The 19,875-nt window shown below is 70.2% G+C and carries 15 protein-coding genes, 3 tRNA genes and 1 pseudogene; 7 read left to right on the top strand and 12 right to left on the bottom strand.

All coding sequences use genetic code 11. The annotated features are described in order from the left end of the window. Window positions 1-77 precede the first annotated feature (77 nt). Window positions 78-662: a nuclear transport factor 2 family protein gene (locus WG924_RS25915; protein WP_345935929.1), complete on the top strand. Its 585-nt coding sequence runs from the start codon at window positions 78-80 to the stop codon at window positions 660-662. Here the strand turns inward: WG924_RS25915 and WG924_RS25910 are convergent. The 11 genes from WG924_RS25910 to WG924_RS25860 form a co-directional block, all read right to left on the bottom strand. Beyond that, window positions 583-1,449, bottom strand: a complete 867-nt coding sequence (locus tag WG924_RS25910; RefSeq protein WP_345935928.1) for an SDR family NAD(P)-dependent oxidoreductase — start codon at window positions 1,447-1,449, stop codon at window positions 583-585. The genes WG924_RS25915 and WG924_RS25910 overlap by 80 nt on opposite strands. Next, window positions 1,439-2,716 (bottom strand): class I SAM-dependent methyltransferase, encoded by a 1,278-nt coding sequence (locus WG924_RS25905; RefSeq protein WP_345935927.1) that lies wholly within the window; start codon window positions 2,714-2,716, stop codon window positions 1,439-1,441. The genes WG924_RS25910 and WG924_RS25905 overlap by 11 nt, the downstream gene beginning before the upstream one ends. After that, entirely contained in the window at window positions 2,713-3,483 is a 771-nt protein-coding gene (locus WG924_RS25900) for a DUF1365 domain-containing protein (RefSeq protein WP_345935926.1), read from the bottom strand. Before WG924_RS25900 ends, WG924_RS25905 begins: the two co-directional genes overlap by 4 nt. A 121-nt stretch (window positions 3,484-3,604) precedes the next feature. Next, window positions 3,605-5,062, bottom strand: a complete 1,458-nt coding sequence (locus WG924_RS25895) for an NAD(P)/FAD-dependent oxidoreductase (protein WP_345935925.1) — start codon at window positions 5,060-5,062, stop codon at window positions 3,605-3,607. A gap of 16 nt (window positions 5,063-5,078) precedes the next feature. Then, complete coding sequence (locus tag WG924_RS25890; protein ID WP_345935924.1) at window positions 5,079-6,596, bottom strand: cryptochrome/photolyase family protein; 1,518 nt, start codon at window positions 6,594-6,596, stop codon at window positions 5,079-5,081. A gap of 108 nt (window positions 6,597-6,704) precedes the next feature. Beyond that, a complete protein-coding gene (locus WG924_RS25885; protein WP_345935923.1) occupies window positions 6,705-7,679 on the bottom strand; it encodes a DMT family transporter in 975 nt (324 codons plus the stop codon). 217 nt (window positions 7,680-7,896) lie between these two features. Then, entirely contained in the window at window positions 7,897-8,070 is a 174-nt protein-coding gene (locus tag WG924_RS25880) for an RSP_7527 family protein (RefSeq protein ID WP_345935922.1), read from the bottom strand. A gap of 210 nt (window positions 8,071-8,280) precedes the next feature. Beyond that, window positions 8,281-8,895: a hypothetical protein gene (locus WG924_RS25875; RefSeq protein ID WP_345935921.1), complete on the bottom strand. Its 615-nt coding sequence runs from the start codon at window positions 8,893-8,895 to the stop codon at window positions 8,281-8,283. Then, complete coding sequence (locus WG924_RS25870) at window positions 8,892-10,811, bottom strand: ABCB family ABC transporter ATP-binding protein/permease (protein WP_372044953.1); 1,920 nt, start codon at window positions 10,809-10,811, stop codon at window positions 8,892-8,894. The genes WG924_RS25875 and WG924_RS25870 overlap by 4 nt, the downstream gene beginning before the upstream one ends. 16 nt (window positions 10,812-10,827) lie before the next feature. Further along, window positions 10,828-13,287, bottom strand: a complete 2,460-nt coding sequence (locus WG924_RS25865) for a molybdopterin-dependent oxidoreductase (protein WP_345935920.1) — start codon at window positions 13,285-13,287, stop codon at window positions 10,828-10,830. Window positions 13,288-13,735: 448 nt separating this feature from the next. Continuing rightward, window positions 13,736-13,811 (bottom strand) — tRNA-Thr (locus WG924_RS25860). A gap of 217 nt (window positions 13,812-14,028) precedes the next feature. Between WG924_RS25860 and WG924_RS25855 the strand changes: the two genes are divergently transcribed. The 3 genes and pseudogenes from WG924_RS25855 to WG924_RS25845 form a co-directional block, all read left to right on the top strand. After that, the gene (locus tag WG924_RS25855) at window positions 14,029-15,663 is read left to right on the top strand and encodes a DegQ family serine endoprotease (protein WP_345935919.1); all 1,635 of its coding nucleotides are present in this window, start codon (window positions 14,029-14,031) and stop codon (window positions 15,661-15,663) included. Window positions 15,664-15,893: 230 nt separating this feature from the next. Beyond that, complete coding sequence (locus WG924_RS25850; protein WP_345935918.1) at window positions 15,894-16,646, top strand: winged helix-turn-helix domain-containing protein; 753 nt, start codon at window positions 15,894-15,896, stop codon at window positions 16,644-16,646. Further along, window positions 16,579-18,120: pseudogene (locus WG924_RS25845) on the top strand (ATP-binding protein); the annotation flags it as partial. The gene WG924_RS25850 and the pseudogene WG924_RS25845, both read left to right, overlap by 68 nt. A 65-nt stretch (window positions 18,121-18,185) precedes the next feature. Here WG924_RS25845 and rlmB read toward each other — a convergent pair. Continuing rightward, on the bottom strand, window positions 18,186-19,130 hold the full coding sequence (gene rlmB, locus WG924_RS25840; RefSeq protein ID WP_345935917.1) for a 23S rRNA (guanosine(2251)-2'-O)-methyltransferase RlmB: 945 nt from the start codon (window positions 19,128-19,130) through the stop codon (window positions 18,186-18,188). A gap of 247 nt (window positions 19,131-19,377) precedes the next feature. Here rlmB and WG924_RS25835 point away from each other — a divergent pair. The 3 genes from WG924_RS25835 to WG924_RS25825 all read left to right on the top strand — a co-directional run. Beyond that, window positions 19,378-19,463 (top strand) — tRNA-Tyr (locus WG924_RS25835). A gap of 88 nt (window positions 19,464-19,551) precedes the next feature. Beyond that, a tRNA-Gly gene (locus tag WG924_RS25830) sits at window positions 19,552-19,625 on the top strand. A 123-nt stretch (window positions 19,626-19,748) separates the two neighbouring features. Continuing rightward, on the top strand, window positions 19,749-19,875 hold a 127-nt coding region (locus WG924_RS25825), incomplete at its 3' end, for a GTP-binding protein (protein ID WP_345935981.1).

Raw genomic sequence — 19,875 nt, 5'->3', positions numbered from 1 at the left:
CCGCCCCAGTTTCGCGTCTGATCCGGTTTCCCCGGGGTAAGGAAGGTGCCATCACCACAGACGGGAGACCTGTTGGCATGACCGAGCAACCGCCCGCGACCGATGCCGGCGATGACGAGACGCCGGCCCGGCGCGGCCTCGCGGCGTGGTGCACCTTCTTCGAGACCCTGTCGCCGGCGACCCTGGACCGGATCGACGCGTTGTCGGTGCCGGATCTGCGCTTCGTGGACCCGTTCAACGACGTCACCGGCCGCGAGCGGGTGCGGGCGCTGCTGGCCCATATGTTCCAGACGCTCGATGCGCCGCGTTTCGTGGTGCTGCATCAGGCCTGTGACGGCGATATCGGCCTGATCCGCTGGCGGTTCACCGCCCGCCGGTCCGGACAGGCAGCCGGCTTTACGATCGAGGGCATGAGCGAGGTGCGGCTGGCGGGTGACGGGCGAGTGATCGCCCATATCGACCATTGGGACGCGGCGGGCCAGATCTATGAACGGGTGCCGGTGCTGGGCTTTGTCCTGCGCCGGATCCGGGCGCGTCTGGCGGCGCCGGTCGCCAAGAAACCCCGCCGATCGCCGCCGCTGATCAGCCTTTCACCAGCCGTGCGGCAAGCGCCAGCCACCAGCGGCTGGGCAGGGCGCGGGCCAGCACCAGAAACAGGGTGAAGCGCTTCGGGAAATGGATATGGAAGCGGCGGGATTTCAGCCCGTCGCTGATCGCGCGCGCGGCGGTGGCGGCATCGATCATCGCCGGCATCCTGAAGCTGTTCATGTCGGTCAGCCGGGTGCGCACGAAGCCGGGATTGATCACCCGGACATCGATGCCACGCGGCGCCAGTTCGATCGCCAGCGTTTCCGCCAGATTGAGCACGCCGGCCTTGGACGCGCCATAGCCGATCGCCCGTGGCAGGCCACGATAGGCCGAGGCGCTGGCGACGAGGGCAAGCTGCGGCCGGGTGCCGCGCGCCAGCACGGGGATCGCCACCGCCGCCACGCGCAGGGCGCCGATGAGATTGACCTCGATCATCGTTGCGGCCTTCTCGATGTCGAGATCATCGGCCCCCATCGGCCAGTAGACGCCGGCCGCATAGATGACGTGATCGACACCGCCCCAATCGGCCAGCAGCGACGCGGCGGCGGCATCCAGTGCCGCCTGATCGGTGGCATCCAGCGCGAGCGCGCGGGCATCGGGGCCGAGTTCGGCCGCAAGGGCCGCGAGGTCGTCGGCGCGTCGGGCGCTGATCGCCACCCGCGCGCCCTCTGCCGCCAGCAGCCGGGCGAGGTCGCGGCCGATGCCGTCGCTGGCGCCGATCAACCAGACCCGCCGGCCGTGCCAGCTTTCAAGCCGGCGCAGCAGCGGGGCGGGGCCGGCATCGGAAGGCGGCAGGCGGTCGGCTGGTAGGCTGGCATCATCTGGCAGGCCGGGGCGGGTTGGTGGCATCTCAGCGGGCATGGGCCATCTCCACCTGCACCACATCGATCCGGCCGGTGTCGAAACCGGCGGCGCAATAGGCCAGGTAATAGCGCCACAGCCGGATGAAGCGGTCATCGAAGCCGGCGGCCACGACGCGGGCACGGGCGGCATCGAACCGGGCGAGCCAGGCGATCAGGGTGCGGGCGTAATCCGCCCCGAAGGCATATTCGTCGGTGACGGCCAGCCCGGCCGCCGCCGCCTGATCGCGGATGATCTGGCGGGTGGGCAGCATGCCGCCCGGAAACACATAGCGCTGGATGAAATCGGCCCCGCGTCGATAGCGGTCGAAATGCGCGTCGTGAATGGTGATCGCCTGCACGATCGCCCGGCCGCCGGGGGCCAGGCGGTCGGCGAGGGTGCGGAAATAGGCCGGCCACCAGCGTTCGCCCACCGCCTCGATCATCTCGATCGACACGATGTGGTCGAACCGGCCCTGAAGGTCGCGATAATCGCGGAAGTCCAGCACCGCGCGATCATCCCAGCCGCCGGCCCGGGCCCGCGCCTTGGCATAGGCAAGCTGGGCACGGCTGATGGTGATGCCATGGACAGTGTGGCCGCGCTCGGCCGCGCGCTCGGCGAAACCACCCCAGCCGCAGCCGATTTCCAGAATATGCGCGGCCTTGCTGCCATCCCCGGCAATCCGGTCGAGAATGCGGTCGTATTTGGCATGCTGGGCGGCGATGAGGTCGCCCGTATCATCGGAGGCCGTATCATCGGAGCCTGGGCCGTCGGAGCCGGGGCCATCGGGGCCGAAGATGCCGGCCGAATAGCTCATGCTGGGATCGAGCCAGAGTTCATAGAAGCTGTTGCCCAGATCGTAATGGGCGTGGATGTTGCGCTTCGACCCGCGCCGGCTGTTGCGGCGGACCAGCGCATGGGCCATCCAGCCCAGGATCCGGGCTGTCCGCCGGCCGGCAAAGCCCGCGGCGAGGGCGGCCTCGTTGCGGGCAAGCAGGGTGAGCAGGGCAGGGAGATCGTCGGTATCGACCGCGCCGTCGATATAGGCTTCGGCGAACCCGACCGCGCCGCGTTTCAGGCAGCGGCGGACCACCGACCAGTCGGCCAGCCGCATCAGCGCATGCGGACCGGGGGTGGCGCCCCGCGCCACCACCCGGCGGCCATCGGGCAGGATGATGGTGAGGTCGCCCACCGCCCAACGCTCCACCGCGCCGCGCAGCAGGGCTGGCAGGTCGATACCAGCCAGACCGGCGCCGGGCCCCCCCCGCGACAGGCTGTCGGTGCTCATCGCGTCGTCTCCTCAATCGGTGGCGCGGGCCGGCGGTGGAACGACACGGCCCCCCGGGTCCAGAGCCTGAGTGCCTGCCAGTGGATGCGGGCGACCACACCCAGCGTCATCAGCGGCATCGACAGCAGCAATCGCAGAACATGACTGGTGTCGAGCGCGCCGCGCCGGGCGGTGACGGCGGTCAGCAGCAGGGGGCCGCTGTCATCGTGATAGTCGATGGCGGCCGTGATGGTGTCGTCGCTCACCCGGAAGCGAAAGCGGTAATGGCCCTCGATCGCGCAGAACGGCGAGACGTGGAACACCTTGCGGGCGGTGATCCGGCAGGCGGGGGTGATCGGCCGGCCATCATCATGCGCCACCAGATAATTGTGGCGGTCGCCGAAGGTGTTGTTCACCTCGGCCAGAACCGCCCTGAGCCGGCCCGCATCATCGTGGATGAACCAGAAGCTGACCGGGTTGAAGACATGGCCCAGCACCCGGGGATGGGCCATCAGCAGCACCCGGCCGCCGGCCAGATGCGCCAGACCGAACGTGGCGAGGATGCCGTGAAGCCAGGGCGACCAGGGGCTGCCGTCACGGGGGCCATGATCGCGGGTCAGCAGCGCCAGCGGCCGGCGGCGGTCGACCCCGAACAGCAGATTGCCGGCGCGGTCCAGCTCGTCGAGCCACAGCGTGATATAGAACGCCGGATAGACGAAGCTGTTCTCGCGCGGCTTCAGGCGCCTGTGCATGACCCGGGCCGGGCTGAGCCCACCTGCAACGACCATCAGTGTCCTCGTGGCGCCAGGGCCGGTGAACCCGGCCGATTAAACTTGTGGTGTCACGTCAGTCAGGATGGGAATGACCGGCCGCCAATTCCAGTGTGATCGGAACCGGCGGTTGTGGCGGTCATTCTGCGGCGGCGGCAAGGTCCGCGGCCGGGCTGTGGCTCGGGCGCGCCATCGCCGCCACCCGCCGCGTAAGCCGCGGCGCCAGACCGTCGAGCGCGGGCAGCCGCCGACGCGTCTGTTCGCCCAGAAGATCCGCCCAGGGCAGGTCGGCCCCGGCCATGACGCCCGCGGCCAGCCCGCTGGCGCAGGCATCTTCGTGGAAGCCGAAGCCGAAATAGCTGCCGGCATAGAACACGCCGCCCTGGCCCTGCAGCGCGCCCAGCCGGTGCTGGGCGGCGATGGCGGCGGCATCGAACACCGGATGGGCATAGGCGATATCTGCGATCGCCGATGCCGGTTCCACCGGCGGGTTCAGGGTGACGAACAGATTCCGGTCAGTGGCCAGCGGTTGAAGGCGGTTCATCCAGTAGCTGACCGCCAGATGCTCGTGGCCGGCGCCGGCGCCGGCGCCGGCGATGCTTCGGCCGAGATAATTCCACGCCGCCCAGGCCCGGCGCCGGCGCGGCATCAGCCGGGTATCGCGGTGCAGGACCGCGCGGTTCGCCTGATAGCCGAAGGCGCCCAGCACCGATGTCTCAGCGGTGGTCGGCTGGTCGAGCAGCGCCAGGCTGTCATCGGCATGGGCCGCCAGCACCACGGCGGCGAAGCGCCGGGGGGCATGGTCGCGGCACTTCACCAGCGGTCCTGCAGCATCGCGCAGCACCACCTCGACCCCCGCATCGCCGGCGAAGCTGATCAGCGGATGGGCCAGGATACGGGCGGCATAGCTGCCGGTGCCACCAGCCACCGTCCGCCAGACCGGCCGGCCGCGATAGTCGAGCAGGGCATGGTTGTGAAAGAAGCGGATGAAGCTCTCGGCCGGAAAATCGAGCATGGTCGCCATGGGCGCCGACCAGATCGCCGCACCCATCGGCAGCAGATAGCGGCGGGCGAAATCGGCCGAATAGCCATGCGCGGCCAGAAACGTGCCCAGGCTCTGGCCGGGCGGTGGCGGCTGTATCCGTGCCTGACGGTTGAAGCGGTGCATGTCGCGCAGCATCCGCCAATGGCCGGGATCGATCAGGTTGCGGGGGGCGGCGAACAGCCCGGCCGGGCTGCCGCGATATTCATAGGCGCCGTTGCCCAGGCTGACCGCGAACGACATCTCGCTGGCGGTGGTCTCGGTCCCGATGGCATCGAACAACCGGACCAGATTGGGATAGTTGCGCTCGTTATAGACGATGAAGCCGGTATCGACCGGCACCGGAAGATCCAGGCCCAGCGCCGGCCCGGCATCCCGCGTGTCGATATGGCCGCCGGCGCGGGGGCCGCGTTCCATCAGCACCACGGGCCGACCCGAACGGGCCAGCGCCCAGGCCGCGGCAAGCCCGGCGCCGCCGCTGCCGATCACGGCGGTTGCAACCGCAGGGTCGTTGCCGCCGCCGGCGGCACTGGTGTCGCTCAAAGGCTGGTACATGGTTGGGGGCAACTCCTCAGAGCGCCGCGGCCGGTGTGTCGGCGGGGCCGGTGGTGGCGCGCAGGCCCGCGAAGGCCGCAAGGGCACGGTCGCGGGCATGGGCGTGATCGACGATCGGATGGGGATAGGTGGTGCCCAGGGTGACGCCGGCCGCCGTCAGCACGGATGCGGGGGCCGCCCAGGGTTTGTGCAGAAAGCGGTCGGGCAGGCGGGCAAGTTCGGGCACGAAGCGGCGGACATAGCGGCCGTCGGCATCGAAACGCTCGCCCTGAAGCACCGGGTTGAAGATGCGGAAATAGGGGGCGGCATCGGCGCCGGTGCCCGTCACCCACTGCCAGCTTGCGGTGTTGCTGGCCGGATCGGCATCGACCAGCGTGTCCCAGAACCAGGCTTCTCCCGCGCCCCAGTAGATCATCAGATGCTTGACAAGGAATGAAGCGGTGACCATCCGGACGCGATTATGCATCCAGCCGGTCTGCCAAAGTTGGCGCATGCCGGCATCGACGATCGGATAGCCGGTCAGCCCCCGCTGCCAGGCGGCGAGGCCCGCCGGATCGTCGCGCCAGGGAAAGGCGTCGAACTGGTGTTTCAGATTGCGCGTGGGCAGATGGGGAAAGTGATGCAGCAGGTGATAGGAGAATTCCCGCCAGCCGAGTTCGGTCAGGAAACCCTGCGCCGATGCCCGCGCCGGGCCTGTCAGGCCCTCGGCCTCGATCCGATGGTGGACCGCATGCCATATGGTGCGCGGCCCGATCTCGCCGAAACGCAGATGGGGCGACAGCCTAGAGGTGATGTCGGCGCCGGGATGGTCGCGATCGGGCCGGCCGCGATCGGACTTGTAATCGGGCAGATGCAGGTCGAGGAAGTCGCCCAGGCGCCTGCGGGCATCGGCCGATCCTGGCGTCCAGTCGCGGGCGATGCCGCCGGCCCAGTCGATGGCCGGGGTGAGGCCGAATGCCGCCAGCGGCAGGCCGGCCGGTGCGGTGTCGGCCATGTCGATCTGCGCGGGTGCCGGCAGCGGTGCCGGCACCTCTCCCAGCGCACGGGCGGCGCGCCAGAACGGCGTGAACACCTGATACGGCCCGCCGGTCCTCGTGCGCACCGTCCAGGGTTCGTGCAGCAGCAGGGCGTTGTGGGACAGAAGCCGCACGCCGCGCGCCGCCAGCCGTTCGGTCAGCATCCGGTCGCGTGTGGCACCCTCTGGATCATAGACCCGGTTGACCAGCACGCGATCGGCACCGGTCCGGTCGATCAGCCGGTCGAGTTCGAGTGCGGCCGGGCCTTTCAGCCGCAGCAGATGTCCGCCGATGGCCCGCAGATCCCGGTCGAGTGCTGCCAGCGCATGATGCAGCCACCAGCGCGCGGCGGCGCCCGGCTTGCGGGGGGATGGCATGCCCTCCACCGCCGGGTCGTCGTCTTCGTGGATATAGACGCAGATCAGCAGGCGGCCGCTGGATGCGGCGCGGCGCAGGGCCGGATTGTCGGTGATGCGCAGATCCTGGCGGAACCAGACGACGGAAGGGCGGTCGTTCATCGGGCCTCGGATGCCGTGTCGGACAAGGGGCACGCCCAGGCATGGGCGCGGGTGGCGACCGTGATGGCCGCTCCTTGTCCGACTATACGGACGGGCTCCGGCGCCGGATCACCGATCCCGTCGCGGGGCGTCGTCGTGTCGCGCCGGCGGTGCCGGGCGTGCCGACGGCGCCCGGCTGGTCAGCACCAGCCCGGCCAGAATGGCGATACCGCCCACCAGATGATGGACACCCAGCCGTTCCCCCAGGAACAGCATGCTCCACAGCGGCGTCAGGATCGGCATCAGATGCATGAACAGCCCGGCGCGGTTGGGGCCGATGGCCGCCACCGACCAGTTCCACAGGATATAGGCGATGATCGAGGGGAAGATCGCCACATAGGCGACCGCCGCGATGGTGGCGGGCGTGACCACCGGCAGATGTCCGGCGATCGCCTCCGACGCGGCCAGCGGCGCCAGCGCCAGCATGCCGACCAGCATGTTGGCCGCCAGCAGCGCGAAGGGGTGGACATGGGCCGGCTTGAAGCGCAGCGCCACCGAATAGATGCCCCAGCAGACCGTGGCGCCCAGGATCCACAGATCGCCCGCGCCGATCTGAAGCGACAGCAGATGGGCAGGGTTGCCGCCGGCGACGATATAGGCGACGCCGCCGAACGACACGGCGACCCCCAGGGCCTGGAAGCGGCTCATCCGTTCCACCCCGGCGACCGCCGCCATGATCGCGATCACGATCGGCATGGTGGCGTTGAGCAGAACCGCGTTGATCGCCGTGGTTCGTTCCAGCGCCAGATAGACGAAGGTGTTATAGCCGGCAACCGAGGTGAGCCCCATCAGCAGCAGCTTTGGCCAGGCGCGGAGCAGCGACGGCCAGTCGCGGCGCAGATGCCGCCAGGCAAAGGGCAGAAAAATCAGCAAGGCGCCCAGCCAGCGCAGGAAAGACAGGGTCAGCGGCGGAATGTCGCCGGCGACGGCCCGGCCGACGACGAAATTGAACGACCAGAAGGTAACCGTCAGCGCCAGCGCCGCCATGGCGCGACGCCGGGTTGTCGCATCGGCGGTGGTGGCGGGACTGGGATGTGCGGACACCGGCTGGAACCTTGGCGGGGGTGGGGCGCGACTGCGGATGCCTGAACGACATGAGGCGCCGAACCTTAGCGGTTCGGCGCCTCATGGTCGAGTGCGTGCAGGGCTTGTTGCCGCTCGCGGTCGGCGGGCGCGTGGATCGGACATGTTGCGATGCAACATGATGCCGCGGTCCGCGCGGAGCCGTCGAGCCCGACGATCCGGCCGTCGGCGATGGCGATCAGCGGGCGGCGAGACCACCATGATGACCACCGAACAGCCGCCCGATGCGGGCGGTGAGTGCGTCGATGCCGGCGGCGAAGGTCTGGGCGCGCAACTGGCGGGCGTCGCGGATCAACTGGTCGATCTCGTCCTGGGTCGGGATCTGGGCGATCTGGGTCTGAGTGTTGGCCATGGGACGGCTCCGGAGGTCGGCACCGGGGTGTCTGCCATGGGGAGGAGGAAGCTGGCAGGCGCCGCACCGGTGCGGGGTGTTTCGATACACCAAAGCTAGGCGCGGTCACCGGGTTTTCCCAATGCGGTTTTTGCAATGCAGCACACGCATTGCAGCGCACGCATGGAAGGCGTGCGGGGGGGGGCGCCGCCGGGCGGGCCGATCGCACGGTCAGGCGCGCGGCGGACGGGTTTTGGAGCGTGTCGCCGGCGCCTTGCCTCGTCCGCCCGCGACACCCGCCGCCGCCAGGGCCGCCGGCACATGGCGGTGCATGATCTGGGCGATCAGATATTCGCGGCCGCCGGCGAAGATGTTGGGCAGCGCGATATCGGCTTCGATACGGCCATCGGGCAGTTGCTGCCGCGGGCCCGGCCTGTGTGGGAACAGGCCGGCCGGGCCGGGCCGGGCGCCATGCACCGCCGGATCGATCCGCACCGCCAGCACGATCCCCATGAACCAGGCGCCCAGCGCCGAGCGACGCATCTGAACATCCGCCCAGGGGATGGGGCGGGTGCTGCCAAGGAAAGGCGCCACCAGCCCGTCATCGGTCAGCAGCAGCACGGGCCCCGGCCGGCGGGCAAGATCCACCACCGCCCAGACCAGCGCGCCGGCGGCACCCCCCAGCAGCAGCGCGAAGATCACCAGCGCCGCCGGATCCTCGATCGCGCCGCGCGCGGCCTGAACCACCAGCCACAGACAGGCGCCGATCCAGGCCGCCGAGACCACCAGAAGGCTGGCAATGCGCATCGGGCTCTTATGGACGGCAACGGCCGGTGTCGCGGTCATGGGATGATCCTGTCGTCGTCATCGGCGGTGCTGGTGGCCGGCGGCTCAGAGGGGGCCGGCTCAGGGGGCGTCGGCTCAGGGGGCGTCTGGGGTTCGGCGCTCTGGCGGGCCCAGAGCCTGGCATAAAGGCCGCCGGCCGCGACCAGCGCCTCATGCCGCCCCTGTTCCACCACCCGGCCATCATCCAGCACCACGATCAGATCGGCATCGACCACGGTCGACAGGCGATGGGCGATGACCAGCATGGTGCGGCCCCGGCCGGCCGTTGCCAGGCCATCACGGATCAGGGCCTCGGTGCGGGTGTCGAGGGCGGATGTCGCCTCGTCGAAGATCAGGATCGGCGGGTCTTTCAGCAGCGCGCGGGCAATGGCGACCCGCTGCTTCTCGCCGCCTGAGAGCTTCAGCCCGCGTTCGCCCACCCGGCTGTCCAGACCATCGGGCAGCGAGGCCACCAGCGGCCCCAGCGCCGCCCGTTCGATCGCGGCCATGATCTCGTCGGTGGTGGCATCGGTGCGGCCATAGGCGATGTTGTAGCCCAGCGTGTCGTTGAACAGCACAGGATCCTGCGGCACCATGCCGACCGCGTCGCGCAGGCTGGCCTGGGTGACGGCGCGCAGATCCTGACCATCGATCAGGATCGCGCCGCCATCCGGATCGAAGAACCGGAACATCAGCCGTGAAATTGTCGACTTGCCGGCGCCTGATGGCCCGACGATCGCGACCGTGGCGCCGGCGGGGGCGGTGAAATCCAGCCCCTTCAGGATCGGCCGGCGCGGGTCATAGCCGAAATCGACCGCCTGGAAGCGGATCTCGCCACCCGCGACCGCCAGCGCCGGGGCATCGGGCCGGTCGGCGACATCCGGCCGCACCGCCGCCAGCGCGAACATGGTTTCCATGTCGGTCAGCGCCTGACGCAACTGGCGATAGACGAAGCCCAGCACGTTCAGCGGCACATAAAGCTGGATCAGATAGGCATTCACCGCCACGAAATCGCCAACCGTCATCTCGCCATCGGCGATGCCGCCGGCGGCCAGCAGCATGATCGACACCAGACCGCCGGCAATGATCACCGCCTGACCGACGTTCAGCGCCGACAACGACAATTGCGACCGCACGGCCGCGACTTCATAAGCCGCCAGCGCCTGATCATAGCGGCCGGCCTCACGCGTCTCCGCCCCGAAATACTTCACGGTCTCATAGTTCAGCAGGCTGTCCATCGCCCGGCCGCCGGCTTCCTGGTCGCGGGCATTCATCTCGCGCCGATGGATCACCCGCATCTCGGAGACGCGGATGGTGAAGGCGACATAGGTGCCGACGGTGGCCAGGGTGACGGCGGCGAACCGCCAGTCATACATCTGCCACAAGACGCCCGCGACCAGCAGCATCTCGATCAGGGTGGGCACGATGCTGAACAGCACCGTCGACAGCAGGAACTGGATGCCTTGCACGCCGCGTTCGATGGCCCGCGCCAGCGCGCCGGTGCGCCGTTCCAGATGAAAGCGCAGGCTGAGCCGGTGCAGATGGCGGAAGACATCCAGCCCGGCGGCGCGGGTGGCATGCTGGGCGACGCGCGAGAAGATCGCGTCGCGCAATTCCCCCATCGCCTGCCCGGCCAAGCGGGCGACACCATAGGCGACGATCAGCCCCACCGGCACCAGAACGGCGGTTGCCGCCGCCCCGCCTTTGGCACCCAGGGCATCGACCGCCTGCTTGTAGAACAGCGGCACGGTCAGCATCGCGGCCTTGGCCAGCAGCAGCGCCAGCACCGCCAGCACGACCCGGATCTTCATGTCGGGCCGACCGCGCGGCCACAGATAGGGCAGCAGATCGCGGGTGGCCGCGAATTGCGGGCGCTCCACCGGTGTTGGCGGCAGGTCGGCGGGCATGCCGCCGCCGCGGCCCATACCGCGGCTCATGACAACGGGCCTCCGCTCATGCGCGCGGGTCGCTTGGGCGGGGCAGGTCGCGTCCGGGAAATGGTGTGGGTCGATCGATCAAGACGGGGATCCTGTACGGGTCCGGGGCGAGCCTGCGCGCCATCTCGGGGGCTATGCGGCGGATCTCGACCAGACAGCTTTGTGCCGAGGGCGCCTGGGCGATCGGCGAGGTGCCGGTGTCGGGCGTCAGCAGATTGGGATTGCCATGGCGGCAGACCGGCCGGCCCCGGGCATCGGTGCCGGCCGGTCCGGTATCGGCCGGCGCCGGGTCGTACCACGCGCCGGTCGGCAGGGCCACCACGCCGGCCATGATGGTGGGGCAGATCCGTGCCGCGGCAAGGCAGGCGCCGCGATCGTTGAACACCATCACGCAATCGCCATCGGCGATACCGCGCGCCGCCGCGTCATCGGCATGCATGTCGATCCGCTCGCGTCCGTCCAGCTTCGCATCGGCGGAAGGGCCTGCGTGATCCATCTGGCTGTGCAGGCGGGTCGCCGGCTGGGGCGAGAGCAGATGGAGCGGGAACCGGGCCACGGCACCGGCCGCACCCAGCCATTCATCGGGGGGTGTGAACACCGGGTGGGACGCCAGCCCCATGGCGGCGATCGCATCGCAGGCAAGCATGATCCGGCCATCGGGCGTGTTCAGGGGCGCTGTGGCCGGATCGGCGCGGAAGCGGGCAAGCCTGCCGGCACGTATTCCGGCCGGCGCGTGCAAAGGGGCCGGGTCGATCCGGCCAAGCGCGCGCAAGGTGGCGAGATCGGGCAGGCTGACATCGGCCGCGCGATAGTCCGCCCACAGCCGCTCAAGGGCGGCAGCCGCGGTCTCGCCGCCATCGAAGGCGTCGCGGCAGCCCAGACGGTCGGCGATGGCGGCCAGGATGGCGTGGTCGTCACGGGCCTCGCCCACCGGTGGATGCCGGGGCTGCATGGCAATGATCGTGGGGCCGTGCAGCCCGCCGCCGATATCGGCGCGCTCCAGCGGGCCGGTCGCCGGCAGCACCAGATCGGCATGGGTTGCAGCCGATGTCCAGGCCATGTCCTGCACGATGATGGTGTCGGGCCTGGCCCAGGCGCGGCGCAGGCGGTTGATGTCCTGATGGTGATGGAACGGGTTGCCGCCCGCCCACCAGACCAGCCGGATCTCGGGCAGGGTGATGTGGCGGCCGTCATGGATGATGCGGCGGCCGGGATCGAGCAGGGCGTCGGCGAAACGCGACACCGGAATCTCCATGCCGGCCGGATTGGGCAGGGGGCCGATCAGGCCCGGCCGGCGGCCGTTCTGGGGCATGCCGAAGCCGCCGCCGGCACCATAGCCGATGCCGACCCCGCCGCCGTCCAGGCCGATCTGGCCCAGCGCCGCCGCCAGCGCGATGGCGGCCCAGACCGCCATTTCGCCATGCTGGTGGCGCTGGACCGCCCAGGCCATGGCGATCAGCACCCGACCATCGGGGGCCGCCGCTTCATCGGCAAGCTGGGGGGCCAGCGCCGTGATGATGCCGGCCGGAATGCCGGTGATCGCCGCCGCCCAGTCCGACGTCTTCGGCGGCGTGCCGTCCTGTCCGCGCAGATGGCGGCGCAGCACCGGCCAGCCGCTGGTGAGCCGGACCAGCGCCGGTTCGTCGATCAGGCCATGCGCGTCAAGCTCATGCAGCAGAGCCAGGATCAAGGCTGTATCGGTGCCGGGGCGGATGGGCTGCCATGCGGCCTTGCCCTGGGCTGCCGCATCATCGGCCACCGGCGCCACGGTCACCATCCGCATGCCACGGGCAAACCCCTGGTCGAGCGCGGCACCCACCCGGTGACTGGCGACGCCGCCCCAGTCGAGCTGGGCGTTCTTCAGCGGCATGCCGCCGAAGCTGAGGATCAGTCCGGTACGGTTGGCGATCTGGTCCCAATCGGGTGCGGCGGCGGCCGCGGCGGCGAAATCCATCCCCAGGACATGCGGGATCATCCGTTCGGCCGCGCCATGAGAATAGGTACCGGTGCCCATGGTGAAACCGCCGGCGGCGCCGAGCAGCCGGTGCAGATGAACGCGCGCCCGGTTGAACCATCCGGCCGATCCCCAGCCATAGCTGCCGCCATAGATCGCGGTCGGGCCGTGGGTCCGGCGGATGCGGGCCAGTTCGACGGCGGCCAGATCCAGCGCCTCGTCCCAGGGCAGTTGAACGAACGGTTCGGCGCCGCGCCGGCCACGGTGATCATTCGCGCGGCGACCATCGGCGGCAGGGCCGGCTTCCATGGCTTTCAGCCAGCCGGCGCGCGCGGCGGGCCTGCGGATGCGCACGGCGTGATCGGGCCCGGCCAGCGCCGTGCCCAGGATCGTGGGCGCGGGATCGGCCGGATCGGGTTCCAGCGCCAGGGGCGCATGCGCCGTGGCCGGCCGCACCCGATAGGGGCCGAAATGGGTCATCACCCAGGCGGGGACGATATCGGTGCCGCTGCTGTCTGTCATGATCGACAGACTAGCCGTGCCGCGATGGCGCCGAAAGAGGCGTTGGCATCGGGGCGCCATGCTTTTCCCCCGAATCCGTGGAGAAGTCTGTGGACAACCGCCCCAAGCCCTTGACTCCATCCGTGCCGTTCAGGGTCTGCCCAAGAATCGGGCATCGGTGTCGGCCACACGGTCAAAAAGAAAGCCTCGCACGGCGCGCGGCCGGCGAGGCTTATCAAGTTTAGCATCAGCACCAATCGGGTAGGGTTCGTCCGGCACGGGTGACGGACGAACGGGATGCCGGGGAGTGGGAGCTGCCGCCGGCATCACGGCTACACAACTCACCTTAGAAATTTCCAGGCAATGATGAAGTGACGGGTGTCACAGCCCCGGCGATGTTCGCGCATTTTGCGTGGGCGGGGGGGGGGGCGGCAGGGGCGGCGCGCTGGCAGCAGGGCGCCGGGGGCGCTGGTGCCGGATGAGGGACTTGAACCCACAACCTTCCGCTTACAAGGCGGGTGCTCTACCAGTTGAGCTAATCCGGCTGGCTGCGCCGCGTCGACACAGGCTCTACATACCGCGTGGCGGCGCGCGCGACAAGACCGGCTGCCGTGAAACATGCGGCGACAGACCGCGCGCGCCACATGAACGTGCGTTCATCCTGGTGACACCGGCCGGTGAGGGCGGGGCTGCTTGAATGGCCATCGAGTTTTCCGCCGGCCCACGGCCCCCGCCGTGGTCATACCAAAGGATCAGCAGCCGATGACCAGTTCCGATCGCTCCCGCACAGCCATCAGCCCCCGTGACTTTTCGGCCCGGCCCGTCGGGGCCGGCCGCGGCATCCGGCCGATCCGCCGCCTGGGCGCGGCCCTGATGGCCGGCGCCGCCCTGGCCCTGCCGCTGGCCGGGGTCGGCGGCACCATGCTGGCGCCGATGCCGGCCAGTGCCGCCCCGTTGCCGCAGAGCTTCGCGCCCCTGGCCGAGCAGGTGATGCCGGCGGTGGTCAACATCTCGACCACCCAGGAGGTCGAGCGGCCGAGCGGCCCGCAGGGCCTGCCCTTCGATCTGCCCGAGAATTCGCCGTTCCGCCAGTTCTTCGAACCGTTCATGCAGAATGCGCCGCGCGGCGCGCCGCAGGTGGTGAACGCGCTGGGTTCTGGCTTCATCATCGACCCCGACGGCTATGTCGTGACCAACAACCACGTCATCGACAGCGCCACCGAGATCAAGGTGACGCTGGAGGACAAGAGCCAGTATACCGCCAAGCTGATCGGCACCGATCCGCTGACCGATGTGGCGTTGCTGAAGATCGATGCCGGGCGCAAGCTGCCGGCGGTGAATTTCGGCGACAGCGACGCCGCCCGCGTGGGCGACTGGGTGCTGGCGGTGGGCAACCCCTTCGGCCTGGGCGGCAGCGTGACCGCCGGTATCGTATCGGCCCGCAACCGCAACATTCATGCCGGGCCTTATGACGATTTCCTTCAGATCGACGCCGCGATCAACCAGGGCAACAGCGGTGGCCCGGTGTTCAATGGCAATGGCGAGGTGATCGGCATCAACACCGCCATCGCCAGCCCGAATGGTGGCTCGGTCGGCATCGGCTTTTCGATTCCCGCCAAGATCGCCAGCCGGGTGGTGACCCAGTTGAAGGAGACCGGCAGCATCCAGCGCGGCTGGCTGGGCGTGGAGATCCAGCCGCTGACGCCTGAAATCGCCGAAGCGCTGGGCATGGACGAGCCGGCCGGCGCGCTGGTGGCCCGGGTGCTGCCGGGCAGCCCCGCGGGCGATGCCGGGCTTGAACGCGGCGATGTGGTGACCGGTGTCGACGGCCAGCCGGTGAAGGATGCCCGTGACCTGACCCGCCAGATCGGCGACATGCCGCCCGATCAGCGGATCACGCTGGACGTCCGTCGGGGTGGCGACAGCCGCCAGATCAAGGTGAGGCTGGGCGAGCGACCGCAGGACATGGCCAGTGCCCGTGGCGAGCCGGGCCAGGGCGGCGGCGGCGCCGGCGAGGCCGTGGCATCGCTGGGCGTGCGGTTGGCGCCGCTGGACGATGCCCTGCGTCAGCGCCTGGGGATCGACCCGTCGGTGAACGGCGTGGCCGTGGTCGACATGCTGGCTCCGGATGCCGGCCCCGGGGGCCGTCCGGGCGGTCGTCCGGGTGACGGGCATGGCGCGCCGCGCGATGCCCGGCCGGGTCGGCCGGCGCCGGGCGGCGATGGTCCGGAGTTGCAGCCCGGCGATGTGATCGAGCAGGTCGGGGGTACCTCGGTCGACCGGCCGTCGCAGGTGACGGCGCTGGTCGACGAGGCGCGCGAGCGCGGCCGCGATCATGTCCTGCTGCTGGTGGCGCGGGGCAATGAGAGCCGCTTCGTGGCTGTGCCCATTCAGTAACCGGTTCATCAGCCAACCGGGGCATCAGCCGCAGGCCGGCGGCTGAGACGGATGGCCGCAGGTTCCGGATAGCGCGCGCATGGGCCTTGTGGGGCAGACACAGGGGCCGGCCCGCGGGCACCGGGACTTGCGGGCGACGGCGGGCGGGTGCCACCATCGGCACCCGCCCGTTCGTGTTTTTCCGCGCCGTCCGGGGGGCGCCCGATCCGTCCGGCAAGGTCCGAGGTATCATGAAGATCCTGATCATCGAGGATGACGACCGCACCGCCGCCCAGGTCGCCCGCGCGCTGACCGAGGCGGGGCATGTGGTCGACCGTGCCGGCGACGGCCGCGACGGGCTGTTTCTGGCAACCGGCGGCGGCCATGACGTGATCGTGCTGGACCGGATGCTGCCGGGACTGGACGGGCTGGCGGTGCTGGGCGCCCTGCGCGGCGCCGGCCAGAGCGTGCCGGTGCTGATCCTGTCGGCGCTGGCCCATGTCGATGAACGGGTGCGGGGGCTGAAGGCGGGCGGCGACGATTACCTGTCGAAACCCTTCGCGGCCGTGGAACTGGTGGCGCGGGTCGAGGCGCTGGGCCGGCGCCCCGCACAGGCCCAGGCAAGCGACCGGCTGGTGATCGCCGATCTGGAGATCGACCTGCGCACCCGCCGCGTGACCCGTGCCGGCCGCGCCATCGATCTGCGCCCGCAGGAATACCGGCTGCTGGAATTCCTGATGCGCCATGACGGCCAGGTCGTGACCCGGGCGATGCTGTATGAGGGGGTGTGGGATTTTCATTTCGAGCCCCAGACCAATGTGGTCGAGGTCCATGTCAGCCGGCTGCGCCAGAAGATCGATCGCGGCTTCGGCCGGCCCCTGATCCGCACCCATCGCGGCGGCGGCTATTCGATCGGCCTGCCTGACGGCGATCCGGATGACGGTGGCCCCGATGGTGGCACCCCGGATGACAGGGACGGGGCGGCCGGTGGTGACCATGACTGATGCCGCGCAGGGCGGCGGCGGCCTGTTCCGGCGGCTGCGGCGGACCTCGGCCGCGCGGATCGTGGCGCTGTATCTGGCCGTCTTCGTGGCCTCGACCGCGATCGTGCTGGGATCGGTCACCTGGGCGGCGCTGGCGCTGATCGACCGCCAGATCGACCAGACGCTGGATGCCGAGGTGCGCGGCCTTGCCGAGCAATACCGCCTTGAAGGGCTGGGGCGGCTGATCGAGGTGGTGCGGGCGCGGTCGGGCATCCGGTCGTCGGGCATCCGGTCACACGCCGGCCCCGGCGATCGTGGCGACGGCCCCGGTCCTGGTCCTGGTTCTGGCCCTGGCGACAGCGGCATTGGTCTGGGCGGGATCTATCTGCTGGCCGCCCCCGACGGGGTGCCGATCGAGGGCACCTTGAGCGGCTGGCCGCGTGCCGCCGAGCGCGCGGCCGACGGCACGCTGGACGCCGAACTCGCCGATGGGCGCCGCGCCCGGATCCGGGTCTATCGGCTGGCCGGCGGCTTCCGGCTGCTGGTCGGGCGCGACCTGGCCGAACGCGCCCGGTTCCGGGAACTGGTGGTCGAGGCCTCGTTCTGGTCGCTGGGGCTGGTGCTGGTGCTGGGGTTGTATGGCGGCTGGATGCTGGCGCGCCGGTCGCTGGCGCGAGTGGATGCGATGGCGCTGGCGGCACGCCGGATCGTCGGCGGCGATCTGGATGAGCGGCTGCCGCGCGCCGGCAGCGGCGATGAATACGACCGTCTGGCCCAGGCGGTGAACGCCATGCTCGACGAAATCGGCCGGCTGATGACCGCGAGCCGGGTGGCATCGGATGCCATGGCCCATGATCTGCGCGGGCCGCTGGCGCGCGCGCGGGTGACGGTGGAAGCGGTGGCCCTGCGCCAGCCCGACCCGTCGGAGGCGCGTGCCGGGCTCGACGAGGCGCTGGCCGAGATCGACCGGGTGATCGCGACCTTCGAGGCGCTGACCGCGATCGGCCGCGCCGAAAGCGGTGCCGGGCGCACCGCCTGGTCGGATGTCGATCTGAGCGCGCTGGTCACCGAACTGGGCGAGATCTATGAGCTGCTGTTCGAGGATGCCGGCCGGGTTCTGGAGGCGCGCATCGCCCCCGGCATCACCCGGCCGGGCGACCGGGCGCTGATGCAGCGGGCGGTGGCCAACCTGCTGGAAAACACCTTGAAACATGGCGCCGGCCCGGTGGTGCTGTCACTCGCCCGAGACGCGCATGATGATGCGATCGTGATCCGGGTCGCCGACCGGGGGCCGGGCGTGCCGGCGGCCGAGCGCGCGCGGGTGGTGGAGCGCTTCGCGCGGCTCGATCCGGCGCGCAGCCTGCCGGGAAGTGGTCTGGGGCTGGCACTTGTCGATGCCGTCACCCGGCTGCATGGCGGCCGTCTGGTGCTGATGGACGCCGATGCGGGGGCAGCCGGTACCGCCGGCGGCACCGGGCCGGGGCTCGCCGTGGAGTTGAGGTTGCCGGCCGGCGGCGGCGCGCCGCAACCGGCCGGAAACGAGCCGACGGCGGCTGGCGGTCAGCCGGCCGAGGGCGTGGCGCCTGTCGGGGACGTGGCGCCTGTCGGGGACGTGGCGCCTGTCGGGGACGTGGCGCCAGTCGGGGGCGTGGGGGCCGGCAGCGGCGTGCGGCCGGGGCCGAGCGCATAGAGCGCCACCGCGGTCGCCGTCGCCACGTTCAGGCTTTCCACCTGATCCGAAATCGGCAGCCGCACCAGCAGATCGCAGGTCTCGCGGGTCAGCCGGCGCAGACCCGGCCCCTCGGCGCCCATCACCAGCGCCAGCCGGTCGGGCAGGCCGGGCGCGCGGATATCGGCCGTGGCATGGCCGTCCAGCCCCACACACCACCAGCCCAGCCGCTTCAGGTCGTCGAGCGCCCGGGCGAGATTGCCGATCCGGATCAGCGGCACGGTTTCCAGCGTGCCGGAGGCCGCCTTGGCGAGTACGGCACTTTCCGGCGCCGCCCGGCGTTCGGTCATGACCACGGCCACCGCCCCGAAGGCCGCGGCCGCGCGCAGAATGGCGCCGACATTGTGCGGATCGGTAACCTGATCGAGCACCACGATCAGGCCGGTGCCGGAGGACGCGCCGGCGGTCAGCGTCGCTTCAAGATCACGCTCGGGCAGGGGGGCCAGGTGCAGGGCGATGCCCTGATGGACGGCGTCCTCGCCGAAGCGGCGGTCGATATCGGCCCGCGATACGGTCTCGACCTCAAGGCCACGGCCGCGGGCCAGGGCCGCGAGCTTCGGGTCGCCCGCCGCTTCCGAGCGTTCCGCCACCACCAGACGGTGCAGGCTGCGGGCGGGGTTGGCGAGCGCCGCCTCGACCGCGTGGCGGCCATAGAACCACAGCCCGCCGCCATCGCCGCCACCCCCGCGGGGACGGTTCGGGCCGCTGGCCTGACGGCCCCGGGGGCCTGTGGATGAGCCGCTGCGTGACGGGCGATGACGATCTGGGTTTGACATCGGTCCTCGGTTTGGTTACGAACGCGCTACACCGCGCCGGACACGGCAGGGCACCAGACGAAACGCCGCCGGATCGGGCGATGTTTCGGCCGGAACGCCAGCCGGGTCGGGCTAGCCCGCAGCAATGCGGGTCGCGTCGGATCGCCGGAGTGTGTCGATGGATTGCTTGCCCTGCAACATTCCCGTTGACTTCTTCCCGCGAATTTCCATAGTGCCGTCGCCAAGGCGCGGTGCAGGACGCACCCATGGAGGGGTGGCCGAGCGGTCAATGGCAGCAGACTGTAAATCTGCCGGGTTTTCCCTACGTTGGTTCAAATCCAACCCCCTCCACCACTTTTCTCCTGCAGCGCAGCTTGGTCGCGGATGCAGACGCGGGACGTGCGGACCTCTTCGCCTGAAGGGGCGCGCGTCGCGCGCGGACGCGGGTGTAGCTCAATGGTAGAGCTCCAGCCTTCCAAGCTGGCTATGCGGGTTCGATTCCCGTCACCCGCTCCAAATCCCTGACGTCAGAGCCGCCCTCGCGAGCCTTCTCCGGTTTCGATCGGGGGCTGGTTCCGTTTTGGGGGGTGTCTCGCGTCGTCTCAGTCGGTACAGCTCTCAAGTCGGGTTTGAGCAACGATGGGCAAGGAAAAGTTCGAGCGCAGCAAGCCGCACGTGAACATCGGCACGATCGGTCACGTGGACCATGGCAAGACGACGCTGACCGCTGCGATCACGAAGGTTCTGGCGCTGACCGGTGGTGCGA

The organism is Tistrella arctica, from assembly GCF_039630945.1.
Lineage (GTDB): Bacteria > Pseudomonadota > Alphaproteobacteria > Tistrellales > Tistrellaceae > Tistrella > Tistrella bauzanensis.
This window is presented reverse-complemented; position numbering and strand designations above follow the sequence as displayed.